This window comes from Alteromonas sp. AMM-1 (assembly GCF_047290655.1).
Taxonomy (GTDB): Bacteria; Pseudomonadota; Gammaproteobacteria; order Enterobacterales; family Alteromonadaceae; genus Alteromonas; species Alteromonas mangrovi.
The window spans coordinates 1-6,031 of sequence record NZ_JBLBUE010000192.1 but is presented as its reverse complement, the minus strand read 5'-3'; the positions used below and the strand labels follow the sequence as shown (position 1 = coordinate 6,031).

At 49.5% G+C, this 6,031-nt stretch carries 7 protein-coding genes and 1 tRNA gene; 4 read left to right on the top strand and 4 right to left on the bottom strand.

Features of this window, described 5'->3' with window-relative positions; genetic code table 11:
• The 4 genes from ACLR2L_RS18125 to hemA form a co-directional block, all read right to left on the bottom strand.
• The coding region (locus ACLR2L_RS18125) for a response regulator (RefSeq protein WP_413370176.1) at positions 1–428 on the bottom strand (428 nt) is incomplete at its 3' end.
• 190 nt (positions 429–618) lie between these two features.
• Positions 619–1,473, bottom strand: coding sequence for a peptide chain release factor N(5)-glutamine methyltransferase (gene prmC / locus ACLR2L_RS18120; RefSeq protein ID WP_413370174.1), 855 nt, complete (start codon positions 1,471–1,473; stop codon positions 619–621).
• Positions 1,474–2,559 carry a peptide chain release factor 1 gene (gene prfA / locus ACLR2L_RS18115; protein ID WP_413370172.1) on the bottom strand — a complete coding sequence of 362 codons (1,086 nt, stop codon included), beginning with the start codon at positions 2,557–2,559 and terminating at the stop codon, positions 1,474–1,476.
• Positions 2,560–2,584: 25 nt separating this feature from the next.
• Complete coding sequence (gene hemA, locus ACLR2L_RS18110) at positions 2,585–3,850, bottom strand: glutamyl-tRNA reductase (RefSeq protein WP_413370170.1); 1,266 nt, start codon at positions 3,848–3,850, stop codon at positions 2,585–2,587.
• Between the two features lie 113 nt (positions 3,851–3,963).
• On the opposite strand from hemA, the gene lolB reads away from it, so the two are divergent.
• The 4 genes from lolB to prs form a co-directional block, all read left to right on the top strand.
• Positions 3,964–4,566 carry a lipoprotein insertase outer membrane protein LolB gene (lolB, locus tag ACLR2L_RS18105; protein WP_413370168.1) on the top strand — a complete coding sequence of 201 codons (603 nt, stop codon included), beginning with the start codon at positions 3,964–3,966 and terminating at the stop codon, positions 4,564–4,566.
• Positions 4,551–5,414, top strand: a complete 864-nt coding sequence (gene ispE, locus ACLR2L_RS18100; protein WP_413370166.1) for a 4-(cytidine 5'-diphospho)-2-C-methyl-D-erythritol kinase — start codon at positions 4,551–4,553, stop codon at positions 5,412–5,414. Before lolB ends, ispE begins: the two co-directional genes overlap by 16 nt.
• A gap of 14 nt (positions 5,415–5,428) precedes the next feature.
• Positions 5,429–5,504 (top strand) — tRNA-Gln (locus ACLR2L_RS18095).
• Positions 5,505–5,536: 32 nt separating this feature from the next.
• Positions 5,537–6,031: ribose-phosphate diphosphokinase (gene prs / locus ACLR2L_RS18090; protein ID WP_413370164.1), on the top strand; the 495-nt coding region annotated here is incomplete at its 3' end.

The following is a 6,031-nucleotide window of genomic DNA, read 5'->3' as shown; positions in this document are numbered from 1 at the left end:
GTAAAGAGTTTTTGGGCGGTGAGTTCAGTTTTCGACTTGTAATCATTAATGTCGTAGTTAATGATTACGTCTTTCTCAGGCGCCTGGCCTGGCTGACCGGTACGCAGAATAATGCGCGTAAAATGGTTTTCTAAATCGTTTCTGATGTAATCTGCAACACGCAAACCAGCATCATCAGATTCCATTACTACGTCCAGCAGCACCACTGCGATGTCGTTGTGCTCGCGGAACATACGACGGGCTTCTTCGCCATCGTAGGCACTTAAAAAGGTGAGTGCGCGACCATTTAACGTAAAGTCATTTAGAGCCAGCCGGGTTACGGCGTGAACCTCAGGCTCGTCGTCAACAATCAACACCTTCCAGTAACCGAGTTCTCCCTGCTCTGGCTCGTCATCTTCTTCTACAAACAAAACATCATCATCGTTCATTTAACGCATCCCTTTAATGTCTTATCAACCATATGGGCCACCCTGACTACTTAGCGTGCAGCGTGTTAAAGCTGGCTTAACTACGTACTGGCAATACTCGCCGACTTACCACTTTTTCAGACACAGATCATATAGTTATACAAGCCGTCGACTCAGAAGTATAGTGCATCGGCGAGAACTGTCCAAAACCTTATTCTATCCACTGTCCAAGGGTAATGCGATTGTGTCCGTTAAGGTCTTGTATGGCCTTACAGCCCGAAAAACCGCGTTGTTGCATGAGCGATTTTACTGCCTGATGTTGCGTATGGCCATGTTCAATTAATAACCAACCGCATTGCGCCAACCGCACTGGTGATTCAGCCACAATATGCCGGATGTCATCCAGACCATCCTCTCCCGCAGTTAACGCCGATTGAGGCTCAAATCGAACGTCACCCTGCAGTAAATACGGACTATTAGATTCTACGTAAGGAGGATTAGTCACGATCAAATCGTATCGCACATCACTTGGAAGCGCGCTAAACCAATGACTTACCTGCCACTCAACACCGTCGATGTGATTCAACAAGGCATTACTTTTTGCCAGACTAATGGCGTCAGCAATGCGATCAACACCTGTGATTTTCCAACCAGGGCGCTCATAAGCCAGCGCCAGCGCAATCGCGCCGGTCCCCGTGCCTAAATCGCATACCCTGGCATTGGCTGGAATTTCCAGTGCCAATGCAGCTTCTACAAGGGATTCGGTTTCTGGTCGGGGTATTAACGTTGTGGCATTACACTGTAATAGCAAATCCCAGAACTGACGTTTACCAGTGAGGTAGGCTACCGGAATTCCCTGTTGGCGTTGTTCCACTAAGCGAACCAGCGCTGCATGTTGAGCCAGAGAAAGTAACTTCTCCGGCCAGGTATATAAGTAGCTCTGCTGGCAATCCAGCACATGGCATACCAACACACGGGCATCCACCGCAGGCGACTCCCCATCTTGTAGAGAGTGCACCGCCCAACGGATTGCGTCAGAAATGGAAATACCCGTTTCGGCGGACACTTAGTTATCTGCCAGAGACGCCAATAGATCGGCCTGATGTTCCTGACGAATAGGCTCAATTAACGCACCTAAACTGCCTTCCATTACTTCGTCAAGGCGGTATAAGGTAAGGTTGATACGGTGATCAGTAACCCGTCCCTGCGGGAAGTTATACGTGCGAATTCGTTCGGAACGGTCGCCACTGCCTACCAGATTTCGACGTGTTGACGCTTCTTCTGCTGCGCGCTTATCCTGCTCCATCTGATTCAGGCGAGCTTGCAATACCGACATCGCTTTAGCGCGGTTTTTGTGTTGTGAACGTTCATCCTGACATTCCACTACCACGCCGGTTGGTAAGTGGGTTACGCGAATGGCCGAGTCGGTTTTGTTAACGTGCTGACCACCCGCACCCGAGGCGCGAAAGGTGTCTACACGTAAATCGGCCGGGTTAATTTCAATGGCCTCAGATTCGGGAATTTCAGGCAGTACGGCAATGGTACAGGCTGACGTATGAATACGCCCTTGCGACTCAGTTTCAGGCACACGCTGAACCCGGTGACCACCTGATTCAAATTTTAGAATGCCATACACACCATCGCCCGACACATTGGCAATGACTTCTTTGAAGCCACCGTGTTCGCCTTCGTTTGCACTGATCAATTCTACCCGCCAACCCTTAGTTTCTGCGTAGCGGCTGTACATACGGAATAAATCGCCAGCAAAAATCGCCGCTTCGTCTCCGCCTGCACCAGCGCGAATTTCCAGGAAGCAGCTGTGATCGTCATTTGGGTCACGAGGTAATAACAGGATTTGCAGTTCAGATTCCAGGCGCTCTATTTCAACTTTAGCCGCCTTAATCTCTTCCTGGGCCATTTCACGCATTTCAGCATCGTCTTCCTGCAGCATTTCCTGAGCAGAAGCCAGATTATCTTCTGCCTGACGATACGCATTAAATCCCGCCACCACGTCTTCTAACTGGCTGAACTCTTTAGACAGCGCCCGGAATTTCTCCTGGTTGCTAATCGTGCCAGGATCACCCAATAACGCCTGCACCTCGGCAAAGCGTTCAACGAGGTTTTCCAATTTTAGGACTACGGATTCTTTCATATTATTCCTGATATATGTGTAACGATTACCTGTTGTCAGGATTGTCCAGTTCAAACGCCTTTGCCAGCCAGCGGGTGGTGCGTTGATCAACCTGAGTTGAGGCATCACGCAACGCTCGGGTCGGTGCGTGAAGTAATGCATTGGTTAATTTATAGGCCAGTTCTTCCACTACGTCTTGTGCTGTCTGGCCTTCCTGTAGTTGTTTTAACGCTTTGTCGAGTAATTCCTGTCTCTGCTGATTGCCTCGATCGCGGTACTGTTTAACCAGATCAACACTCTGACGGGACTGCTGCCATTGTAAAAAGCTGCCAACCTGCTGCTCAATAATTACCTGCGCCTGTGCAGCGGCCTGTTCACGCGACGCCATATTTTGCTGCACGATATGTTGCAAATCATCCACGGTATATAAATAGGCGTCACCTAATTCATTTACCTGCGCTTCAATGTCACGTGGCACCGCCAAATCCACCATAAACATGGGTAAATTGCGGCGCTGCTTGAGCGCATCTTCAACCATACCTTTGCCTATCAGTGGCAATTGGCTGGCTGTTGAACTGATCACAATGTCAAACTGATGCAATTTTTCGGGCAGTTGACTCAGTGTCATCACTTCAGCGCCCAACGCCCCTGCCAGATTTTCAGCACGCGCCAGCGTGCGGTTGGCAACAGCCAGTCGTTTAACGCCCTGCTCTTTCAAATGCTGCGCGACCAGCTCAATGGTTTCACCTGCGCCCACTAATAAGACCGAGCGTTCAGGTAGCCGGGCGAATATATGTTTGGCCAACTGCACCGCAGCGTAGGCCACAGACACAGCATTAGCCCCAATTTCTGTTTCACTGCGTACGCGCTTGGCTACAGTAAAGGTATGCTGGAACAGCTTATCAAACTGCGTACTGACTAACCCTGAATGACGGGCGTGGTTGTAAGCTTGTTTTATCTGCCCCAGAATTTGAGGCTCACCCAATACCAGAGAATCCAGCCCGCACGCTACCCGCATAATGTGTTCAATGGCAGCGTTTTGCTCGTAGATGTAGGCGTTGGCACTCAGCTGCTGGCGATCGACGTTGTGAAATGCAGCGAGCCAATCTATTAACCTGGCTGTATCCACTTTATCGGCAGCAACATACAGTTCAGTCCGGTTGCAGGTAGATACAATCACCGACTCTTCAACGCCATCGAAGGATTTTAACGATGACAACGCCTCAACCAGCGAATCCGGTGTGAACGCGACTTTTTCACGCAGTTCTACCGGTGCAGTTTTGTGGTTTATTCCGAGGGCAATCAGGGTCATGAGGTTCGACAACAGCTATAATGGAGCGGCATTGTACGAAAAACCCAAAATGATTGAAAGTGCTGGTAGTTCTATGTTCCACTATCGTTTTAATAGAATTTTTAGGTTTGACCGTGTTTCGACGCCTTTTTGTCTGGTTTTTCATCATTTTTGTAAGTGGGTGTGCAACGCGCCTGCCGCAACCGGAAGGCACGGTAGATTTACCGGAACAGTTAGCCAGACTCAACAACATTAATGTCTGGGCTATCAGTGGTAAGCTGGCAATTAAGCATCCGGAACAGTCGTTAAGTGCCAACCTTCGCTGGCAAACACAACAGCAAGACTTCGAATTCCGTTTAAGTAATTTTCTGGGGATCACGCTGGTAGACATGCAGAACTCCCGCGACGGAGCGGTACTGGAGGCTGATGGCGAAACGTATCGCGACCCCAGCGCCAGCTTACTGCTTTATCAGATGACGGGTTGGGACATTCCGGTTAATCAGCTGTTGAGCTGGATAAAGGGAGTACCCAAAGCCACTGATTCTTATCAACTGGACGAACACGGACTGGTTTCAATGTTAAAACCAGCCTGCCAGCAATGTGCAGGATGGATAGTTAATTACAGCAAATATCAACAGGTTGACGATGTGTGGTTACCCCATGCCCTTACGTTAACCAATCCACAACAACCCGAACACCTGATTAAAATCCGTATCGATAAATGGAAACTCAATTAACCCCTGACTGGTGGCCAAGTCCCGCCAAACTCAATTTATTTTTGCATATTCTGGGGCGTTATCCGAATGGCTATCATCAGTTACAAAGCCTGTTTCAAATGCTAGACACGGGCGATAGGCTGGCATTCAACATTAACACTACCGGCAGAATCAGCATTACACCTGACATTCCCGGAGTGAATACCGAGGATAACTTAATTTACCGCGCTGCGCGGTTACTTCAGGACCACAGCCCTCATGGTTGTGGTGTTGATATTTTGCTGGATAAACAATTGCCTATGGGCGGCGGCATTGGTGGCGGCTCATCGAACGCGGCAACCACACTGGTGGCGTTAAATCACTACTGGCAATGTGGTCTTAGCACCACGGAACTGGCAGAAATAGGTCTGAAACTGGGTGCCGACGTACCGATTTTTGTACACGGAAAAACCGCGTTTGCAGGCGGCGTAGGTGAGGATATTTATCCTACGACGTTGCCAGAGGACGCGTACTTAGTGGTGTTTCCCGGCGTTCACGTAGGCACAGCAGACGTTTTTGGCCATCCTGATTTGCCAAGAAACACGCCGTCGATGCAGTGGTGCGATTACGATTTTGAGTCAACCCGTAATGATTGCCAGCTAATTGTATGCAATGCGCATCCGGAAGTTGCAAAATTATTACAGTGGTTGGTACACTACGCACCGTCGCGGATGACGGGCACGGGCGCGTGTGTATTTGCCAGATTTGAGACAGTAGGTCAGGCCTTGGATGTGCAAAAAAAATTGCCGTCAACATGGTCGGGATTCGTCGCAAAAGGTGTGAATATTTCGCCGCTTTTACTAAAATTAGAACAAGTGTCACAAGCCTGACGACAACAATTTGATGGGGTATAGCCAAGTTGGTAAGGCAGCGGGTTTTGATCCCGCCATCCGTTGGTTCGAGTCCAGCTACCCCAGCCACCTCCTACTATTAAAGCACCGAGGAAACACTTGTGCCAGACATGAAGCTCTTTGCAGGTAACGCGATTCCTGAATTAGCCCAGAAAGTTGCCGATCGCCTTTATACTAAGCTTGGCAATGCCACCGTCGGCCGTTTTAGTGACGGCGAGATCGCAGTAGAAATTCATGAAAACGTCCGTGGTTCGGACGTTTTTATTATCCAGTCTACCTGCGCGCCCACCAATGATAACCTGATGGAACTGATCGTGATGATCGACGCTCTGCGCCGCGCATCAGCGGGTCGTATTACTGCGGTTATCCCGTACTTTGGCTATGCCCGTCAGGACCGTCGAGTTCGCTCTGCGCGTGTACCGATTACCGCCAAAGTGGTTGCGGATTTCCTGTCAAATGTAGGCGTTGACCGCGTGCTTACTATCGACCTGCACGCTGAGCAGATCCAGGGCTTCTTTGATGTACCGGTAGACAACGCTTTCGGTACACCCATTTTGTTAAACGACATGGTGCAGCGTGATTTCGTTAGCCCGGTT